18 protein-coding genes are annotated in these 23,509 nt (G+C 69.3%); 3 read left to right on the top strand and 15 right to left on the bottom strand.

Annotation, left to right across the window (positions count from 1 at the left end; genetic code table 11):
- The 11 genes from HG543_RS13900 to HG543_RS13850 all read right to left on the bottom strand — a co-directional run.
- Window positions 1–800, bottom strand: an 800-nt coding sequence (locus tag HG543_RS13900) for a class I fructose-bisphosphate aldolase (protein WP_169345224.1), incomplete at its 3' end; no start/stop codon positions are given.
- A gap of 50 nt (window positions 801–850) precedes the next feature.
- Window positions 851–2,089: a 3-dehydroquinate synthase II domain-containing protein gene (locus HG543_RS13895; RefSeq protein WP_246357002.1), complete on the bottom strand. Its 1,239-nt coding sequence runs from the start codon at window positions 2,087–2,089 to the stop codon at window positions 851–853.
- Window positions 2,090–2,205: 116 nt separating this feature from the next.
- Window positions 2,206–3,447, bottom strand: coding sequence for a phenylacetate--CoA ligase family protein (locus tag HG543_RS13890; RefSeq protein ID WP_169345223.1), 1,242 nt, complete (start codon window positions 3,445–3,447; stop codon window positions 2,206–2,208).
- A 30-nt stretch (window positions 3,448–3,477) separates the two neighbouring features.
- Window positions 3,478–4,230 (bottom strand): amidohydrolase family protein, encoded by a 753-nt coding sequence (locus tag HG543_RS13885; RefSeq protein WP_169345222.1) that lies wholly within the window; start codon window positions 4,228–4,230, stop codon window positions 3,478–3,480.
- 28 nt (window positions 4,231–4,258) lie between these two features.
- Entirely contained in the window at window positions 4,259–5,590 is a 1,332-nt protein-coding gene (locus tag HG543_RS13880) for a phenylacetate--CoA ligase family protein (RefSeq protein ID WP_169345221.1), read from the bottom strand.
- 175 nt (window positions 5,591–5,765) lie between these two features.
- Entirely contained in the window at window positions 5,766–6,473 is a 708-nt protein-coding gene (locus HG543_RS13875; RefSeq protein ID WP_169345220.1) for a Coq4 family protein, read from the bottom strand.
- Between the two features lie 195 nt (window positions 6,474–6,668).
- Window positions 6,669–7,547: a formyl transferase gene (locus tag HG543_RS13870; protein ID WP_169345219.1), complete on the bottom strand. Its 879-nt coding sequence runs from the start codon at window positions 7,545–7,547 to the stop codon at window positions 6,669–6,671.
- Complete coding sequence (locus HG543_RS13865) at window positions 7,547–8,746, bottom strand: GNAT family N-acetyltransferase (protein WP_169345218.1); 1,200 nt, start codon at window positions 8,744–8,746, stop codon at window positions 7,547–7,549. The genes HG543_RS13870 and HG543_RS13865 overlap by 1 nt, the downstream gene beginning before the upstream one ends.
- Window positions 8,743–10,011: a GNAT family N-acetyltransferase gene (locus tag HG543_RS13860; RefSeq protein WP_169345217.1), complete on the bottom strand. Its 1,269-nt coding sequence runs from the start codon at window positions 10,009–10,011 to the stop codon at window positions 8,743–8,745. Before HG543_RS13860 ends, HG543_RS13865 begins: the two co-directional genes overlap by 4 nt.
- A gap of 42 nt (window positions 10,012–10,053) precedes the next feature.
- A complete protein-coding gene (locus HG543_RS13855; protein WP_169345216.1) occupies window positions 10,054–11,328 on the bottom strand; it encodes a sterol desaturase family protein in 1,275 nt (424 codons plus the stop codon).
- A 29-nt stretch (window positions 11,329–11,357) separates the two neighbouring features.
- Window positions 11,358–12,683, bottom strand: a complete 1,326-nt coding sequence (locus tag HG543_RS13850; RefSeq protein ID WP_169345215.1) for an aminotransferase class I/II-fold pyridoxal phosphate-dependent enzyme — start codon at window positions 12,681–12,683, stop codon at window positions 11,358–11,360.
- A gap of 660 nt (window positions 12,684–13,343) precedes the next feature.
- Here HG543_RS13850 and HG543_RS13845 point away from each other — a divergent pair.
- Genes HG543_RS13845 through HG543_RS54475 form a run of 3 tightly spaced genes read left to right on the top strand, consistent with a single transcriptional unit; the run spans window position 13,344 to window position 17,854 of the window.
- Window positions 13,344–15,185: a DUF1549 domain-containing protein gene (locus tag HG543_RS13845; protein ID WP_169345214.1), complete on the top strand. Its 1,842-nt coding sequence runs from the start codon at window positions 13,344–13,346 to the stop codon at window positions 15,183–15,185.
- On the top strand, window positions 15,185–16,258 hold the full coding sequence (locus tag HG543_RS13840; RefSeq protein WP_169345213.1) for a hypothetical protein: 1,074 nt from the start codon (window positions 15,185–15,187) through the stop codon (window positions 16,256–16,258). The genes HG543_RS13845 and HG543_RS13840 overlap by 1 nt, the downstream gene beginning before the upstream one ends.
- A 12-nt stretch (window positions 16,259–16,270) precedes the next feature.
- Window positions 16,271–17,854 (top strand): DUF1501 domain-containing protein, encoded by a 1,584-nt coding sequence (locus HG543_RS54475; RefSeq protein WP_171817922.1) that lies wholly within the window; start codon window positions 16,271–16,273, stop codon window positions 17,852–17,854.
- Window positions 17,855–17,895: 41 nt separating this feature from the next.
- On the opposite strand, the gene HG543_RS13830 is transcribed toward HG543_RS54475, so the two are convergent.
- The 4 genes from HG543_RS13830 to HG543_RS13815 all read right to left on the bottom strand — a co-directional run bounded on the left by HG543_RS13830 (window position 17,896) and on the right by HG543_RS13815 (window position 23,113).
- Entirely contained in the window at window positions 17,896–18,807 is a 912-nt protein-coding gene (locus tag HG543_RS13830; RefSeq protein ID WP_169345212.1) for a HEAT repeat domain-containing protein, read from the bottom strand.
- Between the two features lie 21 nt (window positions 18,808–18,828).
- Window positions 18,829–21,156 carry a protein-arginine deiminase family protein gene (locus tag HG543_RS13825; protein ID WP_169345211.1) on the bottom strand — a complete coding sequence of 776 codons (2,328 nt, stop codon included), beginning with the start codon at window positions 21,154–21,156 and terminating at the stop codon, window positions 18,829–18,831.
- A 9-nt stretch (window positions 21,157–21,165) separates the two neighbouring features.
- A complete protein-coding gene (locus HG543_RS13820) occupies window positions 21,166–21,837 on the bottom strand; it encodes a peptidoglycan-binding domain-containing protein (protein ID WP_169345210.1) in 672 nt (223 codons plus the stop codon).
- A 118-nt stretch (window positions 21,838–21,955) separates the two neighbouring features.
- The gene (locus HG543_RS13815) at window positions 21,956–23,113 is read right to left on the bottom strand and encodes a hypothetical protein (protein WP_169345209.1); all 1,158 of its coding nucleotides are present in this window, start codon (window positions 23,111–23,113) and stop codon (window positions 21,956–21,958) included.
- Window positions 23,114–23,509 lie beyond the last annotated feature (396 nt).

The following is a 23,509-nucleotide window of genomic DNA, read 5'->3' as shown; positions in this document are numbered from 1 at the left end:
GACCAGGAGGGGCGGGTGGGCTCCAGGTCGGGAGTGCCCAGGACCACCTCCCGCAGCCGGGAGAGGGTGGCCCAGACGGACTCCCGCTGGAAGACGTTGCGCCCCACGCACAGCCCGGTGGCGCCACAGCTCACCACCTGCCGCGCCAGCAGGAGGACCTCCTCCTCCGAGCGCACCGCCCCTCCCGCGAAGAACACCGCGGTGTGCTCCCGGATGCCCTCCAGCAGCGAAGGCATCAGCGAGAGGTCATCCGGCGCGGCCAGCTTGAGCGCGTCCGTCCCCAGCTCCACGCAGGCCCGCATCAGGTGACGCTGCCTGCTCAGGCGCGCCTCCTGCCCCTCGCAGGGGACCTTGTCGTAGAGCATGGTCAGCACGGGCATCCCGTAGCGCTGGGCCTCGTCCACCACCGCCCCGAGCTGGGTCAGGTTGTGGGCGTCGTTCGTCCCATCGAAGTTGAGTTGCACGGAGACCGCGTCCGCCCCCAGGCGGAGCGCCGCCTCCACCGTGGTCAGCCGCTCCTTGCGGTCCGGCGTCGAGGCCAGCGACATCATGCCGTTGAGGTGGACCATGACGCCGAAACCCTTGAGCAGACCGTGGCTCCCGAGCCGTTCCACCATGCCCTTGTGGGCGATGATGCCCGTGATGCCCGGGTGCCCCATCCAGCGGGACACCTGCTCCACGCTGGCCAACCCCTCCACCGGCCCTATCGACAATCCATGGTCGATGGGGACGATGATTCCGCGACCGCTCCGCCGGTCCAGGAAGTGCGACCAGCGGATCTGCTTGGCGACTCCATTCATGGTGACAGTTTCCCCAGTGATTGGAATGAGGTGCTTGCGACGCGAGGGACTCAGGTCTCGATGATGTGCTCGTCGACCTTGATGCCCACGTGCCGGCCGGGCCGGGCCAGGTGGCCGAGCACCTTGTGCCCGGGCTTCAGCTCGGTGATGTTCAGCGGCTTGGCCTCGTCCGAGAAGATGCGGACGTGCCAGTCGTCCTGCATGAGGACGTTGATGCGCTCGCCGCTCGCGAACTCGGCCTCGATGAGGCGCAACGGGCGCACCTCCGTCTTCATCCGGCCGACGCTGGCCCGGCGCGTGGCCCCGGTGTGGTCGACAATCATCACCGGCGAGCCCGCGCGCAGCTCGCTCATGTAGTCCGTGCGGTTGCCGAAGTTGTACACGTAGCTGTGGACCGCGCCGGCGTTCACCCGGAAGGGCCGCAGCTCCATGTACGGCAGGAAGAAGACCTCGGGGCAGCACAGGATGCCGCCTTGCGAGGTGGAGCCCACCAGCATGCCCTCCGTCGGGGAGAAGAGCGTCGACGTGTCGATGCAGCTGCGGTAGCCCATGCCCACGGGCACGCTGCGCACCAGGGTGGCCACCTCCACCTTCACCGCCGAGCGGTCCAGCCGGCCGAGCCGCGAGACGAACTCGCTCAGCACCTCGTGGGAGCGCGGCGAGAACATGACGCCGTCCGCGCCCACCTCCATCACGCCCAGGGTGACGATGGCGTCATCCACGTCCGTCGGGGTGTTGATCTCCTTGATGAGCACGGTGTGGGTGGCCTGCAGCGAGGCAATCACCAGCTCCAGGGGGATGTTGGTCGGGTCCTTGAAACGAATCATCAGGTAGGAGTGCTGGGCGCCCTCCTGGATGGACTGGTGCAGGCTGGCCCCGTCATCCACGTAGGCCCGGTAGCAGGTCTTCAGCCCCTGCTCCGCCGCCCGCTGCAGCACCTTGGGGTCCGGGCTCGCCACCACGAAGTCCTGGAGGGACGGCGTCAGCGACTTGAGCCGCTCCAGGTCCTCGATGCTCCGGGCCTGGTAGACCTTGAGCATGCGCCCCGGGACGGCGGGCGCGAGCGCCGCGAGGTTGTCCGGGTAGAGGAGGACGCCGGTGTAGGCCAGGTTGACCAGCCGCGCGAGCATGCCTCCGCAGTCATTGGGGTTGGTCAGCCCGGCCGTGTCGAACCAGACGATGAGCGCGCTGGCTTCCTCCACGCGGTTGCGGTCGCCCTCGATGCGCTCGAGCCGGATGCGCTCGCGCTTCTGCATGTTGATGGCATCGTTCACACTGTTCGTATTCATCAACGTCATTGTGATTCCCCCCCCGGCGTTTCCATGGATGTGTGCCGCCCACGGCGCAGCGTGTGTGCCGGGTTTGAATGACGCGGGCGGAAACACTGTCAACGTCAGCTGCTTCGCTACGCTCGGACCTCGGGCATGGACTGGGGCGTGCACACGTAGATGGGCTTGCCCGCCATTCCGAACGAGACCGGCTCGTTCCGGTCGTAGAGGGTCCCCTTGGGGACCAGGTCCACCTTCATGCGGACGCCATGGTGCGCTTCCAACCGCGACACGAGGGCAGGCCGCAGCGAGTCCCCGTCACGCTCCTGCTCCACGACGAAGTGCAGCCGCCCGTCCGGCGCGGAAGCCACCCTCCAGAAGCGGCGGCCCGGCAGCTGGGAGACAATCTCCTCCAGCTCCCAGAGGTCCAACGGCCTGCCCTGGCTCCACAGGACGTCCTCCACCCGGCCGCGGACGCGCAGCGTCGAGCTCTGGCCGCACTCGCAGGGCCGCTCCATGCGCTGGACGCGGTCTCCGGTGAGATAGCGAATCACGGGCGAGGCCCTCGGGGTGAGGGACGTGACGACCAGGTAGCCCGTCTCACCCGGCGCCACCTCCTTCTCGAGCCGCTCGTCCAGGACTTCCATGCAGAAGTGGCCCTGCCAGGGATGGAGCTGCTGCACCCGGCAGTCCATGGCCTGCGGGCCCGTCTCTGTCATTCCATAATTGTCATACACAGGGACTCCCCAGATTTCCTCCAGGAGCTTGCGCCGGGCCTGGGTCAGCGGCTCTCCCGCGGAGCAGATGGCACGCAGGTGGGGAAAGTCGCGACGGGGCTCGAACCCCGCCATCTCCGCGGCTTCGGCGATCATCACCGCGGACAGGGAGATGGTGGCGAGGACGGTGACTTGCAACTTCCTCATGAGCTCGACCACGCGCGGCAGCGGCGTGATGCTGGTCCGGCTGTCCGCGGGGATGACACAGGCCCGCTTGTGCTGGGCGGCCGCGTGGACGAAGTGCCCGATGGTGGAGAGGGCATAGGGGAAGCGGATGAGCACCCGGTCCCCGGGCATGAACCCGACGCCCCACTCCGAGAAGCGCGCCTGGATTTCCGCCAGGTCCTTGCCGCTGTACCAGACGGAGACGGGCGCGCCGGTCGTCGCGGAGGACTCGTGGTACTGCAGCAGCTCCTGCCGCGGGACACAGACCATCCCGTGCGGTGACTGCCGGCGCAGGTCCTCCTTGGTCGTGAAGGGAAGCCGCTGGAACTCCTCCCAGGTGCGCAGCGGCGTGGCCGGCAGGCGCTCTTTGTAGAAGTCCGCGCCGCGTGCGTGCCGCAGCACCTGATTGATGCGCTCCAGGCGTTCTTGCGTTGCCATGAATGAGTGCCCCCCCTTGTGTGCTCGGTTTCAGTCCAGGCGGAGCAGCCCGCGGATGTTCCCGCCGAGAATCCGCTCGCGCTCATCGTCGGTGAGGGGGAGCAGGAAGATCTTCCGCAGCTCCAGCGCCGGATGGGACAGGGGGTACTCGGAGCCGAAGAGCACCTTGCTCGCTCCCGTCTTCTTCACCGTCCCCGCCAGGTGCAGGTAGCTGCTGAGCGACGTCTCCAGGAAGAGGTTGTCCAGCTCCGCGGCCGCGTCCGCCGCCTCCACGTCGACCGGCAGCGCCCCCATGTGCTCCAGGATGAAGTTCGTACCGGGGAACCTCCTGGCCAGCTGGACGTAGTCGACGGTGTTCGCTCCCGGCCTCCACCCGTTGTGGGAGATGACGGGCACGTCGTGCTCGCCACAGAGCCACGCCAGGTCGGCCATCGCCTCGTCGGGGAACGAGAACTTGTGGACCAGGGGAGACACCATCAGGCCCCGGAAGCCCTGCTCCAGGAGCTCCTCCAGCTTCTCGGCGGCTCGAGGGTCCGTCGGGTCCACGCAGGCCATCCCGAGCAGGCTGGGACTGGACACCACGCACCGGGCCACGTAGTCGTTCTTCGGAACCGTGTCCGGCTTCTTCTGGCCGGACACGAACTCGCTCATCTTCCGCACGTCCAGCATGCCGCCCGGGCAGATGACGGCCTGGTCGATACCACTCTGCTTCAGCACCTCCAGGTACTTCTCCGTGGCGCCATAGGTGGTGGGCGAGACGTGTGCATGGGCATCGATGATCATGAATGGGTTCCTCCGGCTTCCGGGTGAATCACTCACGAACGACCCGGACCGCCTTGCCATTCGGGCGCGGCAGGTGGTCGACGAGCTCGATGTCGAAGGGCAGCCCCGTCGACGCCTCCATCCTGCTGGCGAGCGTGGCGGCCAGCTCCGCGGAGGGTGGGACTCCGTCCGCCAGCTCGCAGCGAATCTTGATGCGCGCGCTGTCCGAGGCCGGCATGACGAACTGGAACCAGTTGCCGACCTCCGGCATCCGCATCAGGAACTCCTCCAGGAAGAAGGGCGAGAGCGGCCGGCCACGGAAGTGGAGCTGGTCGAACGCGCGGCCCTTCATGTGGAACCGGGTGAGCGTGGAGCCGCAGGCGCATGCGGCGGTGTCCAGGGAGCCCAGGTCCCCCGTGCGGAACCGGATGACCGGGCTGTCGTAGCGCAGTAACGCCGTCACGACGATTTCGCCAATCTCCCCAGGAGGCAGGCTCACCCCGGTCTTCGGGTCGACAATCTCCATGAGCACGTGGGCCTGGGTCAGGTGGTAACCGTTGTGTGCATCGCACTCGATGCCGAGCGCTCCGCACTCGAGCGAGCCGTAGAAGTAGTTGGCCGTGGTGCCCCAGATGTTCTCCACGCGCCGGCGGAAGGCAGGCGAGCAGCCTTCGCCGGTCAGCCACATCTTCTTGATGCCCAGGCTCTTCAGGTCGAAGGAGCCGCTGGCCGCTTCCTCCGCCAGGGTCATGGACCAGGAGGGACTGGTGACCACGACGTTGGGCCGCAGGTCGCGGATCATCTTCAGGGTCTTCGCGGGCGTGGAGTAGGCGCCGCCCTTTCCGGCGGGGATGACCGTGGACTGGTAGCCATCCATGAAGGTCTTGTGAAAGGAGAGCCCCGCCGTGCTCATCTCGTACGGCAGGGCGTTGAGGCACACGTCGCCGGGGCCGACCGGGAAGAGGTGCCCGTAGCGCGGGGACAGGTCGTGGAGCAGATAGTCGTTCCACGTATACGTCATGTAGATTTCTTCACCGCCGGTCGTCCCGGTGGACACCTGGATGAGCACGACGTCCTTCTTGTCGCAGGTCAGCAGGAGCCAGGGGCGCCCGCGCAGCTCGTCCTTCGTCAGGAAGGGCAGCTTGGAGAGGTCCTCCAGCCGCTCCAGGTCGCCGGGAGAGACTCCGGCCCCGGTCATCTTCTCCCTGTAGAAGGGCGACTGGTCATATGCCCGCTGGACGATGGCCTTGAGGGCTTCGAGCTGGTACCGGGCGAGCCGCGCGGGAGGCATGGTGTCGGCATGCCCCTCCCCGGAGAAGTAGCGCGAAATGACGGGAGGGGACTGGAGGGCCCGTAATCTCTTTTCAAAGCTGAAGCGCATGACTCGACACCTTTCCTTCCGGGAGTCCACAGCGGCGTGTCGCCGCGGCCAATGTGGACACGGTGCGTCGCTGCGCTAAATGGCCCAGAAGGCAGGGAAAACGTCATCCCGAGGGGATGCGTCCCGTGGGGAGGCGGGCAGGCGTGCTGGCTGGACGGGCAGCGACTCCGCCGCCTCAAGCGTGGGCGGCCACCGGGGAGAGCCTGGGGGCTTCGTACCCGCGCATGAGCTGGTCCACCGCCTCGGGCTCCAGGCCGAATGCGGCGCGCACCTCCGCCAGCGGTTTGTCCAGCAACGTCTTCCAATCCGTGCCGAACAGCCGTCTCGCCCGTCGCCCCAACAGCCACCCCCGCACCACCTGCGGCATCGCCACCTCGCACAGCTCGAAGCGGCGCAGGAAGGTGAAGGCCAGCCCCGTCACGAAGACACCCATCGACACGCGTGAGCCGTTCTGGGCGAAGTAGAAGGCTTGCAGTCCCAGCTCTCCGGCCGCGTCCGGGCGGAAGCCCGTCACGACGTGCCACAGGTCGTGCGTCTCGAACAGATGGGCCTTCACGTAGCTGGCGGCGTCAGGCGCCTCCTGCACGCGCAGCAGGCTCGGGTCCAGGCCGTACTCGCGCATCTGGTCCGCGAAGGCGCGCCCCAGGGTGCCCTCGGGCAGCCGGCTCAGGACCTCCAGGTCCAGGCGCCCCAGCCGGGGACGCTCCCGCAGCACGCGCGCGAGCACCGGGTCGCGAGACATCCGCTCCACGGCTTTCCGCGCGGCATCGGTCGACGCGTACAGCGCTTCAATCAGGTCGAAGACCCGGTCGGCGTCGTTGGCATTGCGCACCATGCCCAGCACGGCGCGGCTGACACGGAACATCTTGAGTATGCGACGCATGATGCACCTCTCCATTCCCACCGGATGAGCTGGGTCGAGGGCATGCGTGAATCAACGCAGCCTCCTCTCTACGTTGCTCACCCCGGAATCCGAGGCCATGCGGCTCGCTCCAGACCGGGCGGGAGGCGCAGGCCCGCCTGCCTCGTCCGAGAAGACGTGTCATTCGTACGCGGGAGCAGGGGGCTGAACGGTGAGTCAACCTTCTCCGGATTGGAGGGCGGGAATGGCCAGGCCGGGGACGCCCAGGTCCTCGAAGCCGAGGATGCGCCCCCAGTCCGAGGCTCGCCAGAAGGTGAGGCCGCGCGCGAAGAAGCGGCGCAGCTCGTCGCCATCGGGCCACGAGCGGTACGGGTAACGGGCTTTCGACACGTCCAGTGGCCGCGAGGGTGGTGTCTCCCCGCGCTCCAGCGCGAGCACGTGGCGCTTCAGCAGCGGGATGCCGGCCGAGGTCGCCTTCACCGTGAGCAGCAGGTGCGAGTCCTCCGCCGTGCGCGGGAAGGACGCCTGCGCGTACCCGTCACCGCAGTCGATGCGCGCCGTCGTCTGGTGCAGCGTCACCCCGGCCTCCGGCGCATCGTGCAGCATGGACTGGAAGACGGAGTCGACGCCCCGGAAGTCGGGCAGCAGGGAGGCGTGGATGTTCACGCAGCCGTGGCGCGGCAGGCTGAGCAGGGGCTCCCGGAGAATCTGGTCGCACATGCTGGTGACGAACAGCTCCACCCCCGCTTCGCGCAGCCGCGCCACGGTGGCCTCCCCCGAGAAGTCGTCGCTGAGCACCAGCGGAATGTCGTACTCCCGGGACAGCCGCTGGAAGCCCATGAGCCCCGGGCCCGGCCAGGTGAAGGGAAGCGAGCCCCCCAGTCCCGCGAGCACGTTGTACATGGTGAAGCGCGGGCCGAACCGCCGCAGGAAGAGCGGCAGGATTCGCAGCGGCGTGTAGCGCCTCTTCTGGAAGCGCAGCCCGCCGACGGACAGGACGATGCACGTGGGACGGAGCCCTCCTCGCCGTACCAGGGTGTTGGCGAAGGAGAGGGACATGATGGACGGGATGCAGCCGTAGGCGAAGCGGAGCATCAGGCGGCTCGGGACGTGTGGGGTTGAGGCCGGGCTTCCTCGGCGCCGGGCCGGAACTTCTCCCGCTCTTCGGGCTGCTTCTCGCCGAGGAGCAGGGGCAGCAGCGGGTTCAGCAGGGGGCGCAGCCAGGCGGACTGGACGCGCGCGGCCATCGTCATCCCTTCCAGCTCGGCCCCCAGCGTCTGCTTGACGAAGTAGCTCGTCAGTCCCAGGTCCACCGAGCGGCACCCCCGCCGGGCTCCTTCCTCCACCTCTCGCCAGAGCAGCACGTAGTAGGCCGGCGTGCCCTGCGTCCGCGCGTAGTCCAGGCCGATGAGGAAGGGGTTGTGGATGTCGCCGGACGTCCCCGTGAGGATGAAGCCCAGCAGCGCGCCATCCTTCGCGCGCAGCGTGAGGAGGCTGCTGCTGTCCGGCAGCCGGTCCTCGAGGGACTCGAAGAAGGCGCGGGGAAAGGGCGGACGCTTGAACTCCGAGGCGCCCTCGTGCACCTGGAGGTACAGCGGGTAGCACTCGTCGAGCAGGTGCCGGTAGGGCCGTACCCGCTCCACCCGCAGCCCCAGCGCCTCCGCGTCCCGCAGTTGCTTGCGCAGGTTCTGCCGCGACTTGCGCTTGAGCCGCTGCAGGTGCGCCTCGCTGCTCAGCCCGTCCAGGCGCACCACGGCCAGGGGATGGTTGGCCACCCGCTGGAAGCCCCGCCCGAGGAACCAGGACTCCAGCCGCACGTCGTCGGGCACGTCCTCCATGAAGTCGCGCACCAGCAGCAGCGCCGAGTCCGTGCACGCCGCGTCGCACGCCGCCAGCAGCGCCCGCGCGAAGTCCTCCTCGGACAGGGCGCGGGCGTCGTACCACCAGTGCCGCTGCGCCGTCTCGAAGGTGCCCACCATGCCCAGGCCCAGCGTGAGGAAGCGTGGCAGCACCTTGCGCACCGCCGCGGCCACCACGCCCATGGCCCGGGGCAACATCAGCGTCAGGTCCAGCCGCTCCTCGGTCACCACCGCCAGCCCGACGACGTCCTCTCCCCGGGACACCACCACGTAGGCGAACTTCCGCTCCGGGAAGGCCTCCTCCAGGCAGGCCAGGAAGGCCGCGCTCTTGAAGGGGTGCCCCTGGGCCACCTTCTCGTCCCACAGGGCCCGCGGCACCTCGCGGATGGAGGAGACGCACCGCGTGGTGGTGGCCGTGCCCTCGCGCCCGCTCATTCGTCGCCTCCGTCGTCGAGCCGCTCGAAGTGGATGCCGTGCCGGGCGAGCCCCTCGTCGTTCTCCTTCATGTCGCGGAACACGCGCTGGGAGCGGGGCAGCTGCGTCGGCGGGAAGAGCGCGGCGCCGAAGCGCTTCACCAGCAGGTTCAGCACCGGGTTCAGGTGGCGCACGGCGAGGTAGAGCCGGTCCACCACCGCGCCGATGCTCGCCTTGACGGCGTAGCTCGTCTGCCCGAGCTGCGCCACCGGGCGGCCTCTCGCCTCGAGCACCTCGACAATCTTGTAGATGCAGTTGAAGTACAGCGCGCCCTCGTCCCGGAAGCCGTAGTCCAGGCCCAGGTAGATGGGGTGCATCCACGCGCCGTCCTGGAGGAACAGCTCGAAGGCCACCAGCCGCTCGTCCTTGAAGCACAGCATCGCGAAGGCGCGGTCGCCCAGGTGCGCGGGGAGCTTCTCGAAGAAGTCCACGCTGAGCGTCTCGAAGCGAATCTTCGAGCGGTCCAGCACCTGGAGGTACAGCGGGTGCATCTGCTTCGCGTAGGGGGCGAAGTCCGTGCACAGCTCCCAGCGCAGGCCCGCGGCCTCGGCGCGCGCCATGCGGTTGTTCATCAAGGAGCGGTACTTCTTGCGCAGCCGCTCCCGGTACGTGCTCTTCCCGGGTTCGCCCAGGTAGAGGTACGTGGTGGCGGGGCTCTCCACGAAGGTGAACTCTTCCCCCAGTGCGTCCCGCACCGAGGGCATCAGCGACGAGGTGAGCTCCTTGAGGAAGACGAGGCTCAGCCCCAGCTCGCGCGCCCGGGCCAGCACCTCGCGGCAGCTGGCCCGCAGCACGTCGGCCCGCGCGGTGCCATCCAGGCCCGGGTGCAGGCCGAGCAAATCCTTGCAGATGGCGATGGGCGTGCCGATGACGAAGGCATGGATGTAGAGGAACTGGGGGAAGAGGCGGCGCACCGCGGCCACCGCCTTGTTGACGCCCGCGGGGGCAATGGTGGTCAGCGACGTGCGGAACCGGAAGCACGGCAGGATGGCCACCACCCCGCGCGCGCTCCGGCCCACGAGGTAGTGGAACTCGACGCCCTCCAGGCCCGCGGCCTCCGTGGCCTGGTGCAGCGCGAAGGACTGCATGACGTCGTCATGGGGGAAGCAGCTCTCCCAGGCCTCGCGGCCGATGTCCTGGAGGGAGGACACCCAGCGGAACTCGATGGGGCCAGGAGACGTGACGGGGGCGGGAGCGCTCTCGGGAGCGGTGGCGGACGCGGACATGGTCGGGTCGGGAAGGAAGAAGCGGGCGGAAGGGCAGGGGGCTCAAGCGGTCAGGACGCCTGGGCCGCGAGAAGGGGCCTCCTCCTGGAAGGAGGCCCGGAGGCGCAGCAGGAAGGCTCCGCTGAGTGCGGCGTAGCCGATGAGCGGCCAGGCGGACGCGAGGGACAGGCCCTCGTGCCGTGCCGCCACGAGGCCGAGCACGGCCACCGCGGCGAGCCGCCCCAGCTCCAGGCGCCACGCGCCGGGACGTGCGTCCAGCAGGGCGCCCAGCGTCCAGGCGTGGAGGGCGATGAGCGCGCAGGCGGCGGCCACGCTCCAGGCGCTCAGCGCGTCCGGCTGCCACAGCAGCAGCAGGATGGCACCGGCCAGCGCGAGGAACTGGGCCACGCAGTAGGCCGCCGGGGCGGGAGCGAGCCGCGCGTCATGCTTGCGGAAGGTGGCGGACGGCCCGTCATCCTCGTAGCCGGTGAAGCGCTCGCGGCGCAGCGAGGGCGGCTCCCAGTCCGGAGGCTTGATGAGGCACCCCACCTTGTCCCGGAAGCGCGCGCAGGCGGCGGCCTTGTGGAACAGCTCGACGAACACGTGGGTGTGCAGGGTGAGCGGGTTCCAGGTGCGCGGGCTCTGGCGGATGCCGTAGACGGGGGGCTCCGCGGGCAGCTCCGGCTGGTAGCTGCCGAAGAGCCAGTCCCAGACGACCAGCACGTTGCCGTAGTTCTTGTCGATGTAGCGCCGGTTGCGGCTGTGGTGGACGCGGTGCTGGGACGGCGTGACGAGCACCCGCTCCAGCCAGCCCAGGGGCGGCACATAGGTGTTGTGGATGGCGTACTGGAAGACGAGCTGGATGGCGGAGACACCCAGGTAGGCCTCGGGCGGAATGCCCAGGAACGCCATGGGGAGGAAGAAGGGCCACGTGGTCGTCTCTCCCAGGGCGCTCTGCCGCACGGCGAGGCCGAAGTTCATGTCCTCGCCGGAGTGGTGGACGACGTGGATGGCCCACAGGAACGCGACGCGGTGGTGCGCGCGGTGCGTCCAGTAATAGAGGACGTCGTAGGCGAGGAAGGCCAGCACCCACGTCCAGACCGAGCCCGTCTCCAGCGGAAGCAGTCCGAAGCGCTGGTGCACGAAGGCGTAGAGCCAGAGCGTGGCCCCGGCGATGCCCACGCTGGCCAGCAGGGTGAGCAGGCTCAGGGTGAGGTTCGTGAGGAGGTCGTTCAACCGGTACACCGGCTTGCGCCGCAGCGCGCCCACTCCCAGGTCGATGAGGATGGGTGCGATGAGCACGGGCACCCCGAACAGCACCTGCTGCTTGAAGTCCATGGTGTTGGGTCCTCCGCGGGGGTGGTGCCTCAGGAGCCCGTCGGCTTCAGGGCGGAGGCCTCGGCGCGGCGCGCGAAGAGCTCCTGGATGCCGAACTTGCGGCTGCCGCGCTCCATCGCGTCCAGGAAGCGGTCCAGGTCGGCCTGCTCCAGGTTGGCGCTGACGTTGATGCGCAGGCGCGTGCGGTTGCGGCTCACCGCCGGGGCCCCCACCGGGTTGACGTAGATGCCCTCCAGGTGGAGGAACTGCGTCATCTCGTAGGTCTGCTGCGTGTCCGGCATGAGGACGGGGACGATGGGGGACTGGCTGTTCATGCAGTCCAGGCCGATGGCGCGCAGGCCGTCGCGCAGGTAGCGCTCGTTGTGGTGCAGCCGCTCCTGCAGCTCCGGCTGCTCCTTCAGGATGCGGATGCCCTCCAGGAGCCCCGCGGCGATGGGCGGCGGCAGCGAGGCGGAGAAGATGTAGCCGTTGGAGCCGTAGCGCAGCAGGTCCATGGTGGCCCTGGAGCCCGCGGCGAAGCCGCCGATGCCGGGCAGGCCCTTGCTGAGGCTGCCGGTCAGCACGTCCACGCCCTGCTGGAGGCCGAAGTGGGCGGGGGTGCCACGGCCATTCGGGCCCATGGCCGCCGTGGCATGCGCGTCATCCACGATGACGAAGGCATTGTACTGGTTGGCCAGCTCGACGATGGCGGGCAGGTCCGCCACGTCCCCGTCCATGCTGAAGACGCCGTCGGTGATGATGAACTTGCGCTGCTCTCGCGGCAGCTTCTTCAGCGCCGCCTCGATGCTGCGCGTGCTCGCGTGCCGGTAGACGCGCACGTCCGCGCCCGACAGCTTCAGCCCGTCCACGATGGACTGGTGGTTGAGCATGTCCGACAGGACGACGTCGCCCTCGCCGCACAGCGCGGACAGCGTGGACACGTTCGCCGCGAAGCCGCTGCTGTAGGTGACGCAGTCCTCGAAGCCGAGGAAGTCCGCCAGCTCGCGCTCCAGCTCCAGGTGGAGCTCGCACGTGCCGTTGAGCAGCCGCACGCCGCTGACCGTCGTCCCGTAGCGCCGCAGCGCCTCCTGCGCCGCCGCCACCACGCGCGGGTGCCCGTTGAGACCCGAGTAGTTGTAGGAGCCGAAGTGCAGCACCTCGCGCGGCCCGTCCGGGTCCAGCCCCGTGTCGCCCCGGGTGGGGCTGAAGCTGACGCGCGCCTGCCGCCCCGGGATGCCGTGGAAGACGCGGCCGAGGATGTCGCAGTAGTGCGTTTCGATATAGGTGCGGACCGTCCGCTGGACCTCCTGGAGCCGGTCGGAGCCCTGGGAAAGGTCGCGGTTCCGCGCATGAGGCGGAGTGTTGTGTATGTCCATGAGAGTGGATTCCTGTGAGGCTTCGGAGCAGGACCCGGGAGCCCGCTGGCGAAAAGGCAGACCACCGCCGGGCGCGTGCGCGCTTCCGCGGAGGTGGGGTTGGCGTTCAGGAGGAGTGAGACCGGCCCCCGTCCGGTTCGCGAGTTTTAATAAGCAGGAAATTCATGCATGTCAATCGAGGTCCAATGGCTTGCCATGACAGGTTTTGTCCTCATGAGAGGAATTGAAACCTGGAAGGGCTGGCCCTCACGTGAGCAGGGGCCTACTGGGGGGATGGAGGCGCGCCCGCGGGTTTGTGACCGGCTCCGAGGCATTTTCCGGGCGTCGAAGGGAGGCGCCTCCTGGAGGGCCGCGCACGCCCGTCCCACCTGGCGGGAGGGAGGCGGGTTCCGGCAGGCAGCCGGGCCTGCCTTCCGGCGAGGCGAGCGGCCAGCGCCGCGGCCGTGCCGCCGTGGGGTGGCCCGCACCCCTTCCGCTTTCGCGCCGCCGAGGCGTACACGCGGCGTCCCGGGTGACGGCCGCGGGCGTCACGGAAGACGGGCAGGTGTGGGGGAGAGTCCACCCCGCCCCTGTAGGGGGGAGTCCACCCCGCATTTCTCACGGAATGGCAGACAATTTCCCCCAGGTTCGGGGGCGGTGTTCGGTGTTATCGTCGCATGTATGCACTGGCACCTGCACCTGAAGAGCGCGACCATCCTGGCCGTGCTGTTCGCGCTGTCCGGGCCCCTCGGACCCGACGCGCACGCGCAGCAATGCACTCCCGAGCCGCCTCCACCGGCCAAGCCGCTCAATGACCAGCTGAGCGACACGCGGCTCTTGCGGCGCATCGTGCTCGGACTCACGGGGACCACGCCGACCGTCGAGCAGTACGAGGCCATGGCGGCCGCGGCCACGGCCGAGGCACGCGCCTCGCTTCTGCGCTCGACGCTCGATGAGGTGCTCGCCTCTCCGAAGTTCTACGAGCGGATGCTGCGCTTCGGACACGAGTGGCTCGCGGTGGGTGCCTATACCACCGGCGCCCAGGGCGACGCGTACCAGGGTGACATGGCCGGCCACCTGCACAGGTGCCCCGCCAACAGCCTGCACCCGGGCGCGTACTACCACGTGAACGAGTTCGCTTCGGGGAACCCGAACGTCCAGTGCACGAACAAGGATGTGAACGGCAACGACGCCGTGCCCGAGAAGCGCACCATCGAGCCCTGGTGGGCTCCGGGAACCACCGTCGAGGTGCTCGGCAAGGCCGGCTCCGACATCACGCAGGTCACCGATGCCTCCACGGGGCGGGTGTCCGACTGCGGCGTCGCCAGGGGTGGGTACTACGACCCCATGCTGCCCGCGGGGTGTGGCTGCGGACCGAACCTGGTGTGGTGTTCGCCGCTCTCCGGCCTCGGCGGCGGGAGCACCTACGACCTCATCAACGCTCAGCGCCGCCACCCGTACGAGGAGCCCGCGCGCCTGTTCGCGCACCTCGCGTGGCATGACCGGCCGCTCTCGGACCTCGTCATCGGCAACTACTCGGTCGGGACCAACTGGCTGCGCGCGCTGTACGTGCGCTTCGGCCGGCAGATGGGCAGCAAGGCGCTGGACGCGAACACCACGTGGTGGCGCCCGGACGCGGACACCGCGCCGAGAGACCCGCTGCACCCGACGCCGAACGACCCGCAGGCGTGGCGCGAGTTCGTGGTGGAGGACCTGGAGCCCTTCCACCTCGCGCTCACCCCGGACCGGTCGCGCTCCGGCAGCATGGAGCGCACCTACCGCTTCGACCCGCGCACCACGACCGAGGCGGCCAAGGGCCTTCCCGCCGCCGGGGTGCTCACCATGATGGGCGCGATGTCCTCGTTCCCTCGCGAGCGTGTCCGGGCCGCGCGCTTCCTCGAAATCTTCGCCTGCCAGAGCTTCTCGCCGCCTCCCGCGGACGTGCACTTCCCCCCGTACGAGGTCGACCCGGCGACGGGCGGGACGTGCCTGCACTGCCACAAGACGCTGGACCCCGCGGCCATCCCCTTCAAGCGGTGGGACTTCACCAATGCCACGAGCGCCTACGTCGCGTGGCCCTTCCTCGCGGGCGTGGGCAACCAGCGCGTCACGAAGGAGTGGCTGTCCGGGAAGTATCCGCACATCGGCACCGCGCCGGGCTTCCGCTGGAGGAACGCCTTCCTGCCCAACACCATGATGACCCCGGTGACGCCCGAGCAGATCCAGGCCAACCCGGAAGCGGTGCTGCTCGACACGATGCCCGACTCGTACACGCTGCTGGGAGAGCACGGCGACGGCACCATGGGCCCGCTCGGCTTCGGCAAGCTCCTCGTGCGCTCCGGTGAGTTCGACCGCTGCACCGCGCGCAGGCTCTACGCGATGTTCATCGGCCGGGAGCTGAACCCGGCCACGGAGAAGGGGTTCATCGACAAGCTCGCGAGGGAGTTCGTCGCCCGGGAGCGCAAGCTCAAGCCCTTCCTCCGCTATCTCTTCGAGCAGCCCGAGCTGCGGAGGGGCCTGTGATGCGCACGTTGCGTTCGTTGCTGGGAGCGGCCGTGCTGGCCTCGCTCGCCCTCTCTTTCACGGCCTGCACGGAGCAGGCGACGGCTCGCATCAATGACTCGGCGGGCCCCGGTGACCCGAATCCGAACCCGGACCCGGACGGCGGCACGGGCTGCGAGCCCGCGAGCAAGAACGACGAGATACGGCTCGCGCTCGCGCCCGCGTGCGAGGGCTGCCACCGCATCGGTAACGTGCCCATCTTCGCCTCGCTCTCCGCGTTCGAGACCGGGCTCGTCTACAACGAGCGGTACGTGAAGCGCGGGGACCCGGCGAACAGCCTCCTCGTCCAGATGCTCAAGGGCAATGCGCCTGGGAGCTATCCCCAGATGCCGCCGGGCCAGCACTACGACGAGCTCGTCGCCAGCGGCCGCGTCACGCTGACCATCGAGCAGGTGGAGGCGTGGATTCGAGACCTGCCGGCGCCCCCCGAGCAGCTGGAGACGCCGTCGCCCGAGGAGTTCCGCGTCCGCCGGCTGTCCGCCGAGGAGATGGTGGTGAGCCTGATGGATCAGCTCGGGCTGACGCTCGAGGACTTCGTCAGCACCAGCAACGCCGACTGGCGCAACCGGGCGTACGTGGTGAACTGGAACAAGTTCTTCGTGTGGCCCGGCGACTGGTCGCCCGGAATCTCGGGCGAGTACGTCTCCGACCAGCGCACCATCGAGCGCTTCGAGGCGCTCGGAGGGGGCAACTCGCTCCAGTATCGCAAGAAGGACGCGATCTTCGGTCCCTCCGCCGGGCAGACGCTGGTCCAGATGTCCCAGGCCTGGTGCGGACGCGCGGTGGACAAGAGGAACAACCCGGCGGTGCTGCGCTACGTGACGCTCGCGGACACCTCCGCCAGGAACCCGGACGCGGTGCAGAAGAACCTGCGCTACCTCTACCTGCGCATGCTCGGACAGCCGCCCGCGGACGCGGAGCTGAAGGCGCTGTACGAGCAGGTCTACCTCCCGCTCGAGTCGCAGAGCACGCGCCTGGCCTGGATTGGCACTTGCGCGGCGCTCATCCGTCACCCGCTGTGGATTACCTACTGAGCCGAGGACCCCATGCCCAACACCTCTCGACGCACGTTGCTCAAGTGGGCCCTCGGAGCGGGGCAGCTCGCGCTCCTCGACCGCGCGGGGCTGCTCGGCTCCGGTACCGCGCATGCCGCGGACGCCGACGTCCCCTCCCGGCTCTTGGTCATCTACATCCCGGGCGGCTTCCGGCCGGCGTACTACTTCACCCCGCTGGAGGACTCGGAGATTCCGCTCTGCGTCCCGGCGCCGTCCAGCTACAGCAGCGAGCCCGTCTTCTTCGACGCGAGCAAGGTGGTGAACCTGGCGCCCGCGAACGGTCCCTACAAGCCGCTGCGGACCTGGCAGTCGTGGAATCCCCAGAACCCCGCGGACCGCACCAACAATACCTTCAGCCCGCTCATGTACGGCTACCAGCACTTCGCGCTGCATGAGCAGCTGAGCGTGCTGCACGGCATCGACCAGGGCACCAACGACCACTCGAGCGCCTTCATCTCCGCGATGTGCGGGGTCGCCGGCGCGGACTACCGGGCGCCCGCCGTGCACTCGGTCATCGCGAACCACCTGTACGAGCGGCACCGCGAGAGCCGGCCGCTGCCGTTCGTGGTCGTCTCCGGAGAGCGGGGCACGCCAGTGGGCATGGGGTTGCCCTCCCATGCCTCGCCGGTGCGCGTCCCCTCCATCGAAGCGCTCAAGCCGATGCTCTCCGCGAAGCCCGCGGACAACGCGTGGTGGACGGGGCTGGATGCGCGCACCGAGAGGCCCGAGCTGGACGCGCGCGGCCAGCCCACCGGGAGCACGCTGAAGACGACGACGGTGGAGAACTTCTCGCTCTCGCGCGCCCAGCAGTTCATGGGCCGCTCGACGGCGAAGGTGGACAGCTACCTGGAGGGCCTGCATGGCTCGCTGTCGTCCGTCTCCCGCGTGCTGGCGACGGACGTCGTGTCCGTGCTGGAGGGCACCAAGGGCATCGACGCGCTGAAGACGAACCGCCCCGCGTACCTGTCGGGCTACCTGAGCGAGACCTTCACCTACACGTTCGGCCTCGCGAACTTCCATCTCACCGGGCTGGACCCGCGGATGGACATGGCGCTGCGCCTGCTCAAGTCGGACCTGTGCACGGCGGTGCATGTCTCGCTGCGGCTCGACTTCGACACCCACAACGGCCACGGCCATGCCTACAGCTGCGCGCACGGCCGCGGGTTGATGGACTGCGTCGCGCGCTTCATGGGCGAGATGAAGGCCACGCCCGCCCCTGGCAAGCCGGGCAAGACGCTGCTCGACGACACCCTGGTGCTGGTGATGAGCGAGTTCGGCCGGAGCTGGGCCTCGCGTGGGAGCGATGGCAGCTACTCCCTGCCGGATGACCACCACCCGTACACCTCGGTCTGCTTCGCGGGTGGAAACGTGGCGGGGAACCGGCAGGTGGGCACGTACACGACGCGCGGGCTCGGCGTCCCGGTGGACATCATCGAGGAGAACGGTCAGCCCTCGAAGCGCGTCCCCCGGTCGGCGGACGTCGTCACCACCGCCCTGCGCATCATGGGCATGGAGCCGCACGAGTTCTTCATCCCCGGTGGCTACGGGGAGGTGATGGGACTCCGGAAGGCGTAGGGCTTTCCGGCCGCCGCTCTCTTCAGGAGAGCCATCGCCCGTCAGGCGCCAGACGCGGAATGACGCTGCTCGATGCTCCGGATCGCCTCCGCCGCCGCGGTCCGGAGACGGGGCTTCGCGTCGGAAGTGTCCAGCGCGCGCAGTGTGTCGAGCGCCGCGAGGCTTCCCACCCTTCCGAGGACCTCGAGCGCGGCGCTCGCGACCGCGTCCGGGGCCTCCCCCTGGAGGATGCCCAGGAGCCCGGGCTCCGCCCGGGCTTCCATCACGGTCTCGAGCGCGATGATGGCCGTGGCCCTCGTGTCGGGCTGTTGCTCCGCGTCCCGCGCGAGCCGGAGCAATGCCTCCGCCGCTTCGGGTGTCCCCAGCAGGAGCAGCCCCCGGATGCTGCTGCTTCGCAGGCCCGGAGGGGATGCGGGGTCCGCCAGTGCCGCTGCGAAGACCGGGAGGGCCAGTGGCGTCCGGTGCCAGGCCAGCGTATGCGCCGCCGCCGCCCGCTCCGTGCCGTCCTGGTTTTGGAGGACGAGCGCCACCAGGGGTCTGACGGCGCGCTCGTCCTTGAGGACCACCAGCGCGTGGAAGAGGGCGGTCTGCTCCGGGCGTGATGCGAACCCCCGCGAGCGGGTCAGGAGCTCGAGGATGCGCGGGAGTGCCTTGCTTCCCAACCCGGCGAGCGCCTCGCCCCGGACGCGCGCCGAGGCCCGGCGGGGCAGGCCGGTGGAGGGGTCCGCCTGGAGCAGCCGGCGGGCCTGTTCGCACAGGCCCGGGTCCTCCAGCCAGGTGTCGAAGATGTCCGCCTGGAGGCGCACGCGCCAGGACCGCGACTGCCTGCACCGCGCGAGCACGCCCCGGGTGTCTCCTGGGGCCACGAGGAACCGTGCGCGGGCCTCGCGGTAGGCGGGGCCTCGCGCACGCAGGGCGGCGACGAAGAGCGCTTTCGTGTCATGCGTCACCATGCCTCATGGCCTCCCATCCACTCAGGGGTCGTCGTCGAGCAGCTTCCACCATTGCTGGTGGGCCGGCACGACGGTCGGCTGCCTGCGCTCGTTGGTTCCACAGTGCACCTCGCCGCAGTTCTTGTGGCACTGGGCCCAGTCATCCACGAAGTGGGGGGTGAGTCCGATTCCAGCAAAGCGCGCGGCGATGTAGGCCTCGAAGATGTCGACGCTGTCCGGGTGGTCGATGTTGAACTCGACCCAGCCGTTCACATGTCCCTGCCGCGCCGGCTGGACGTTGTTCAGCGGGACACCGAAATGGGTGGCCAGGCGCTGCCGCTCCTGGGCGAGCCATGTGTTCTGGTAGGGGTTCCACTGGCGCCAGATGCGCTCACGATTCAGCCAGGCGGCCAGTCCCGGCAGGAGGCCGGACAGCGGGGCCACCGTCCTGATGCCCATCTCCCGGCAGACCGAGTCGATGGTTGCCCCTGCATCCGCGCGTGCCAGCCTGGGTCCCCAGGGCTTGGGGACCACCACCTGGTGGTTGTTCAGGACAAGGAGGTTGACCGTGTCCGGAAGGACCGCGTCGTAGTCGAAGCCCGCCGTCGGCGAGAACAGCCCCGGCATCAGGATGATTTCGTGCTCGTGCAGCCCCAGTGCCTGCCGGATGCGCAGCCCGACATCGTCGAGGACTCTCTGCGCCTCGTGACTGGCCCGGTTGAGGCGCCCATCGCCTCGCGTCGTGAACTGGTTGAGGAAGGCATTGGCCGCGTTATCGGCCAGGAACGTGGGCAGTGACGTGAAGTTGTCCGGGTCCGCCGGATTCCGCATGTTCCGCACGGTGTCGGAGTACGACGCCTCGAGAAGGAGGTACGCGAGGTCCATGCTCGCCAGCAGCGCGCACCACCGGGCGCCGTTGTGACCGCGGGGCTGGCCCGCGCCAGTCCGGGCGCATGTCTGCGCCGCGGGAACGAAGCTCAGGATTTCGTCGATATGGCCCACCTCGAGCCAGGCCGTGTTGACACGGACGACGGGCTGGACGCGCTGCGCCTCCAGGAACTCGGCGAACTCGGGCGTGGGGGAGCGAGCACCGCCCCCTGCATCGTAGGAGCCCCCATCCCCCAGGATGATCTTCCCGTACGGGGCCTCGTCATGCGCGTCCACGTCCGGCCCGGAATCGCCCTCGCCCAGCCCGGGCGTCTGGACGAGGACCGGCGGAGAGACGAGGACGTTTCCTCCGTAGTCCAGTGAGTTGTCCTGGTTGGGGCGAAGGTCGAACAGGTCATCGATGACGCCGCACGTCGCGTCCGGTTGCTGCCCGTTCCCATTCTTGGCGTAGTCGCCGAGGCGGGTCTCGAGCCCGTTGGCGTAGTCCCGCATGCACGTCACGACGGCCTTGCGCGTGAGGGTGCTCAGACCGCCGATGGCGCGTTCCGGGATGCACCAGTACCCCAGCAGCACCTGGTCTCGCGCCCAGGCGTCGGCGGTGCGCGGCTGGAGCCGGACGAGGGGGACACCTGTCTGCTGCGCCAGGGCCTCCAGGCTCTCCACCCAGGGGGTGTTGTCCCACCGGGGGAGGGTCTGGGCTCCGGTGACGGTATAGAGGGTCACCACCGGGTCCGCATTGGAGCAGAAGAGCAGGGGGGCCACGGTGACGAGCGCCACATCGAAGGCGAGCGGATTGTCCTGGTCGTCCTTGTGGACGAGCCGGAGCCACAGCTCGCCGGGCCGGCGCTCCGACTCCGTGTTGAGGGCGCCATCATGCTCGAGCGGGAGGACCGGGCGCTCGGTATCCGGAGGGTCATTCGTGGTTCGCCCCGAGATTCCCCGGGGAATGAGCGCCGATACGTTCAGCCAGTCCGGCGCTGGCGAGCCAAACGTCACGAGGCCTGCCTGGGAGGACAGCCACGTCACGGCCTGCCCCCCGAACTGGGCCTGGACCGTGAACCGCTCGGCATCCTCATCCGAGTAGGTGTCGAAGCAGAAGCTGTTGATGTCCTGCCGGGACAGGAACCGGAAGTACTCGGCGACATCCGCGGATGTCGCTGACGGGAGGGAGTCGCTGGCGGCCCGCAGGAAGATCCTGACGGAGTAGGTCAGGGGATTCCCCTCCGAGTTCTCCACACGGGGCAGGACCAGCACTCCAGGCGCCTGGACCTTCTGGTCGAGGTTCGCGGTGTACACCGTGTCGGTGCTCGCATTCGACGCCCTGCACATGAACGTCAGGCCGTGCAGGGCAGGCGCCTGGAGGACGTTGCCAATCTGGTTCGTGGTTGGTGCCACGGCGTGGTTGCCGCCGGGGACCGTGTTCGTGGTGCCACCGGACACCACGACCGCCATGGGCTGGGGAGGCGCGTTGAAGAATCTCATGGGATTCGCTCAGGCTCCGTGGAGGTCACGCAGTGCGCGGCAGGTGTCCGGGTCCAGCGCTCCCGTGGAGGCGAGCCCCTGCCGGGTCTGGAAGTCTCCGAGCGCCGCGCGCGTGGGGGCGTCCAGTTGGCCCGTGGGAGTGCCACACGGGAAGCCCAGGTTGTTCAGCCGCTGCTGGACGCCGCGCACGGTGTCCCAAGGCTCGAGCCCGCTGATCTCCAACGTCCAGGACAGCGTCTCGGGGTATCCCCGGGTCTCGGGCCACAGCGTGAGCCGGGCCTGCGTGGCCTTCGGCGAGACGCGCTGACGCAGGCGGCCCTCGGCGTCGGTCTTGCCCTCGAAGGACTCCTGCTCGACCTCCACGAGGTAGTTGCGCCCAGCGAAGGGACGGCCGCGTCGGTCCTTCAGCGTCAGCACCAGCAACAGGGGGCTCGCCTTGAGCCGGAAGGTGTGGAGACGCCCGGTCTCGCAACCCTGCCAGCGGGGCGCGATGGGCGGGATGAAGACCTGGTCTCCCGCCAGCAGCACCTCGGGGTTCTCTCGCTTGCGCCGGAGCTCCGCATTGCTCGGATGCTGCCAGAGGGCGGTCCAGCTCTGCCCGAAGCGCCGTGCGACGTAGGAGATGCCTTCGTTTTCCCGGACGACGTAGACCGTTCCGCCCGGATGACCCTCCGTGGACATGTCTCCCCTTATTACAGTTGTTCCACATTTGCACGGATTCGTGCGGGCGCGCCAAGGGCATGGGCGCCCCGTCACAACGGGCGGCTGGACGACCCAACACACGAGGCAGGGAGCCCTGCTATCGCGATGTCCAGCGCACCTCCGCGGCCGTGAGCGGCCCCACCGCGAGCTCATCCAGGCTGTCGGGCAGCTTGCCCGTTCCGGCCTCCAGTGGCACTTCGCCCACCATCACCTCCGCCTGCTGTTGCGGCAGCAGGGGAGAGCGCTCGGGGTCCACCAGCCCCTGGGGCAGCAGCGCGTGGCCCTGGGCGTCGTACTTGTCCGTGGCCCCCAGGCAGTGCAGCAGCTCGTGCGCGAGCGCGGTCAGGGCCAGCGTCGCGTCCTCCCCCTTCACCCGCGCCTGGACGAGCCCCAGCTCGCCACCGGCCGCTCCGACGCCTTCCGCGAAGGTGCTGGACGTGTCGGACTCGACGACCACGTACAGCCGCGCGTCGTAACCTCGCGGCTCCAGGCGCACCGCGGTGTCCAGCGGTTCGAGTGCCCCTTGCAGCGTGCGCATGTAGCGCAGCCGCCCGAGCCACCCGGAGGAGGCGTCGTCGGGCCAGGGCAGCGGCGCCTCTGGGTGGACGGGGCCGAACACCTCGAAGCGCACCGGCTCCTTCAGGCCGTCGGGCCGGTGGCGCAGGTGCTCGCGCGCGAACCAGGACTCCAGGCGGGGCAGGCCGTTGCGCAGCACCTGGGCCGCCCCGTCATCCTCCCCGAGCAGCACCACCGCCACCCGTAGCGGTCGCGTCCACGTGGTACGCTCGTCGCGCTGCCGCTGCACGGAGAAACCCCAGACCAGCGCCACGCACAGCCCCACCAGCAGCACCGCCACCCGCCAGTGCTGGAAGCGGCGCGCGCGTGTCAGGCGCCTCTCGCAGGTGCCGCAGCGGCGCGCCCCTCGGGCAAGCACACACACCGCGCAGATGCGCGCCCCGCATACCTCGCAGGGGCCCTCGTCCTCGAGCGCCGGGTGCTCGGCGCACCGGCTCCCCGAGGCCGGTGCCTCCAGCACGGTTCCTTCCGCCCCCGCCGCGCGCAGCGTCTCCAGAAGGCGCTGTGCAGCGTCCAGAGGCAGGCCTCGCGGAAGCACGCGGGGCACGGCGGAGAGCAGCAGGGCCGCGTCCGCGCGGGGGATGCCGAGGGCACGGGCCAGGGCAAGCGTCGCGGCTCCCGCGCGAGGACCGGCTTCCGGAGCGCGCAGCAGCTGCACACGGTGCGTGGAGGGGGACATGCGCCGCCCATTCTGCCCCGGCGCCCCGGGCGCTGCACACTCGCCCCCCCCGTTGGGGGCCTTCAAGTACGCCAGCCTCCGCGGCTTGCCTCTACGCCGCGTGGCAGCCCGGTCAGCCCACGCGTGACGTGCGTTCCTGCTTCGGCTCCTCCGCCGTCGCGGCAAGGGCTGGACCCTCCTTCTCCGGCTCCGCTCCGCCCGAGGGAAGAGGTACGTACGACGGGTACCCATCCGAATCCGACGCGCGAGGCCAGGAGGACCGAGTGCGGGTACCAGGCCCCGCACGACTCTCTGAGCGACCTGCCTTCCCGGCCTCGGACGACAGGGTGTCCGATGAGCGGCCGAGCGGCTCGGATATCCTGGCTCCTGGAGGCTCCACGCGACGCCTCGTCGAGC

The organism is Pyxidicoccus fallax (assembly GCF_012933655.1).
GTDB lineage: Bacteria > Myxococcota > Myxococcia > Myxococcales > Myxococcaceae > Myxococcus > Myxococcus fallax.
This window is presented reverse-complemented; position numbering and strand designations above follow the sequence as displayed.

Bases quoted from the DNA above. Each gene is read 5' to 3' on its own strand.
- HG543_RS13895 (WP_246357002.1), bottom strand. From the start codon at position 2,089: ATGAATACGAACAGTGTGAACGATGCCATCAACATGCAGAAGCGCGAG.
- HG543_RS13890 (WP_169345223.1), bottom strand. From the start codon at position 3,447: ATGGCAACGCAAGAACGCCTGGAGCGCATCAATCAGGTGCTGCGGCAC.
- HG543_RS13885 (WP_169345222.1), bottom strand. From the start codon at position 4,230: ATGATCATCGATGCCCATGCACACGTCTCGCCCACCACCTATGGCGCC.
- HG543_RS13880 (WP_169345221.1), bottom strand. From the start codon at position 5,590: ATGCGCTTCAGCTTTGAAAAGAGATTACGGGCCCTCCAGTCCCCTCCC.
- HG543_RS13875 (WP_169345220.1), bottom strand. From the start codon at position 6,473: ATGCGTCGCATACTCAAGATGTTCCGTGTCAGCCGCGCCGTGCTGGGC.
- HG543_RS13870 (WP_169345219.1), bottom strand. From the start codon at position 7,547: ATGCTCCGCTTCGCCTACGGCTGCATCCCGTCCATCATGTCCCTCTCC.
- HG543_RS13865 (WP_169345218.1), bottom strand. From the start codon at position 8,746: ATGAGCGGGCGCGAGGGCACGGCCACCACCACGCGGTGCGTCTCCTCC.
- HG543_RS13860 (WP_169345217.1), bottom strand. From the start codon at position 10,011: ATGTCCGCGTCCGCCACCGCTCCCGAGAGCGCTCCCGCCCCCGTCACG.
- HG543_RS13855 (WP_169345216.1), bottom strand. From the start codon at position 11,328: ATGGACTTCAAGCAGCAGGTGCTGTTCGGGGTGCCCGTGCTCATCGCA.
- HG543_RS13850 (WP_169345215.1), bottom strand. From the start codon at position 12,683: ATGGACATACACAACACTCCGCCTCATGCGCGGAACCGCGACCTTTCC.
- HG543_RS13845 (WP_169345214.1), top strand. From the start codon at position 13,344: ATGCACTGGCACCTGCACCTGAAGAGCGCGACCATCCTGGCCGTGCTG.
- HG543_RS13840 (WP_169345213.1), top strand. From the start codon at position 15,185: ATGCGCACGTTGCGTTCGTTGCTGGGAGCGGCCGTGCTGGCCTCGCTC.
- HG543_RS54475 (WP_171817922.1), top strand. From the start codon at position 16,271: ATGCCCAACACCTCTCGACGCACGTTGCTCAAGTGGGCCCTCGGAGCG.
- HG543_RS13830 (WP_169345212.1), bottom strand. From the start codon at position 18,807: ATGGTGACGCATGACACGAAAGCGCTCTTCGTCGCCGCCCTGCGTGCG.
- HG543_RS13825 (WP_169345211.1), bottom strand. From the start codon at position 21,156: ATGAGATTCTTCAACGCGCCTCCCCAGCCCATGGCGGTCGTGGTGTCC.
- HG543_RS13820 (WP_169345210.1), bottom strand. From the start codon at position 21,837: ATGTCCACGGAGGGTCATCCGGGCGGAACGGTCTACGTCGTCCGGGAA.
- HG543_RS13815 (WP_169345209.1), bottom strand. From the start codon at position 23,113: ATGTCCCCCTCCACGCACCGTGTGCAGCTGCTGCGCGCTCCGGAAGCC.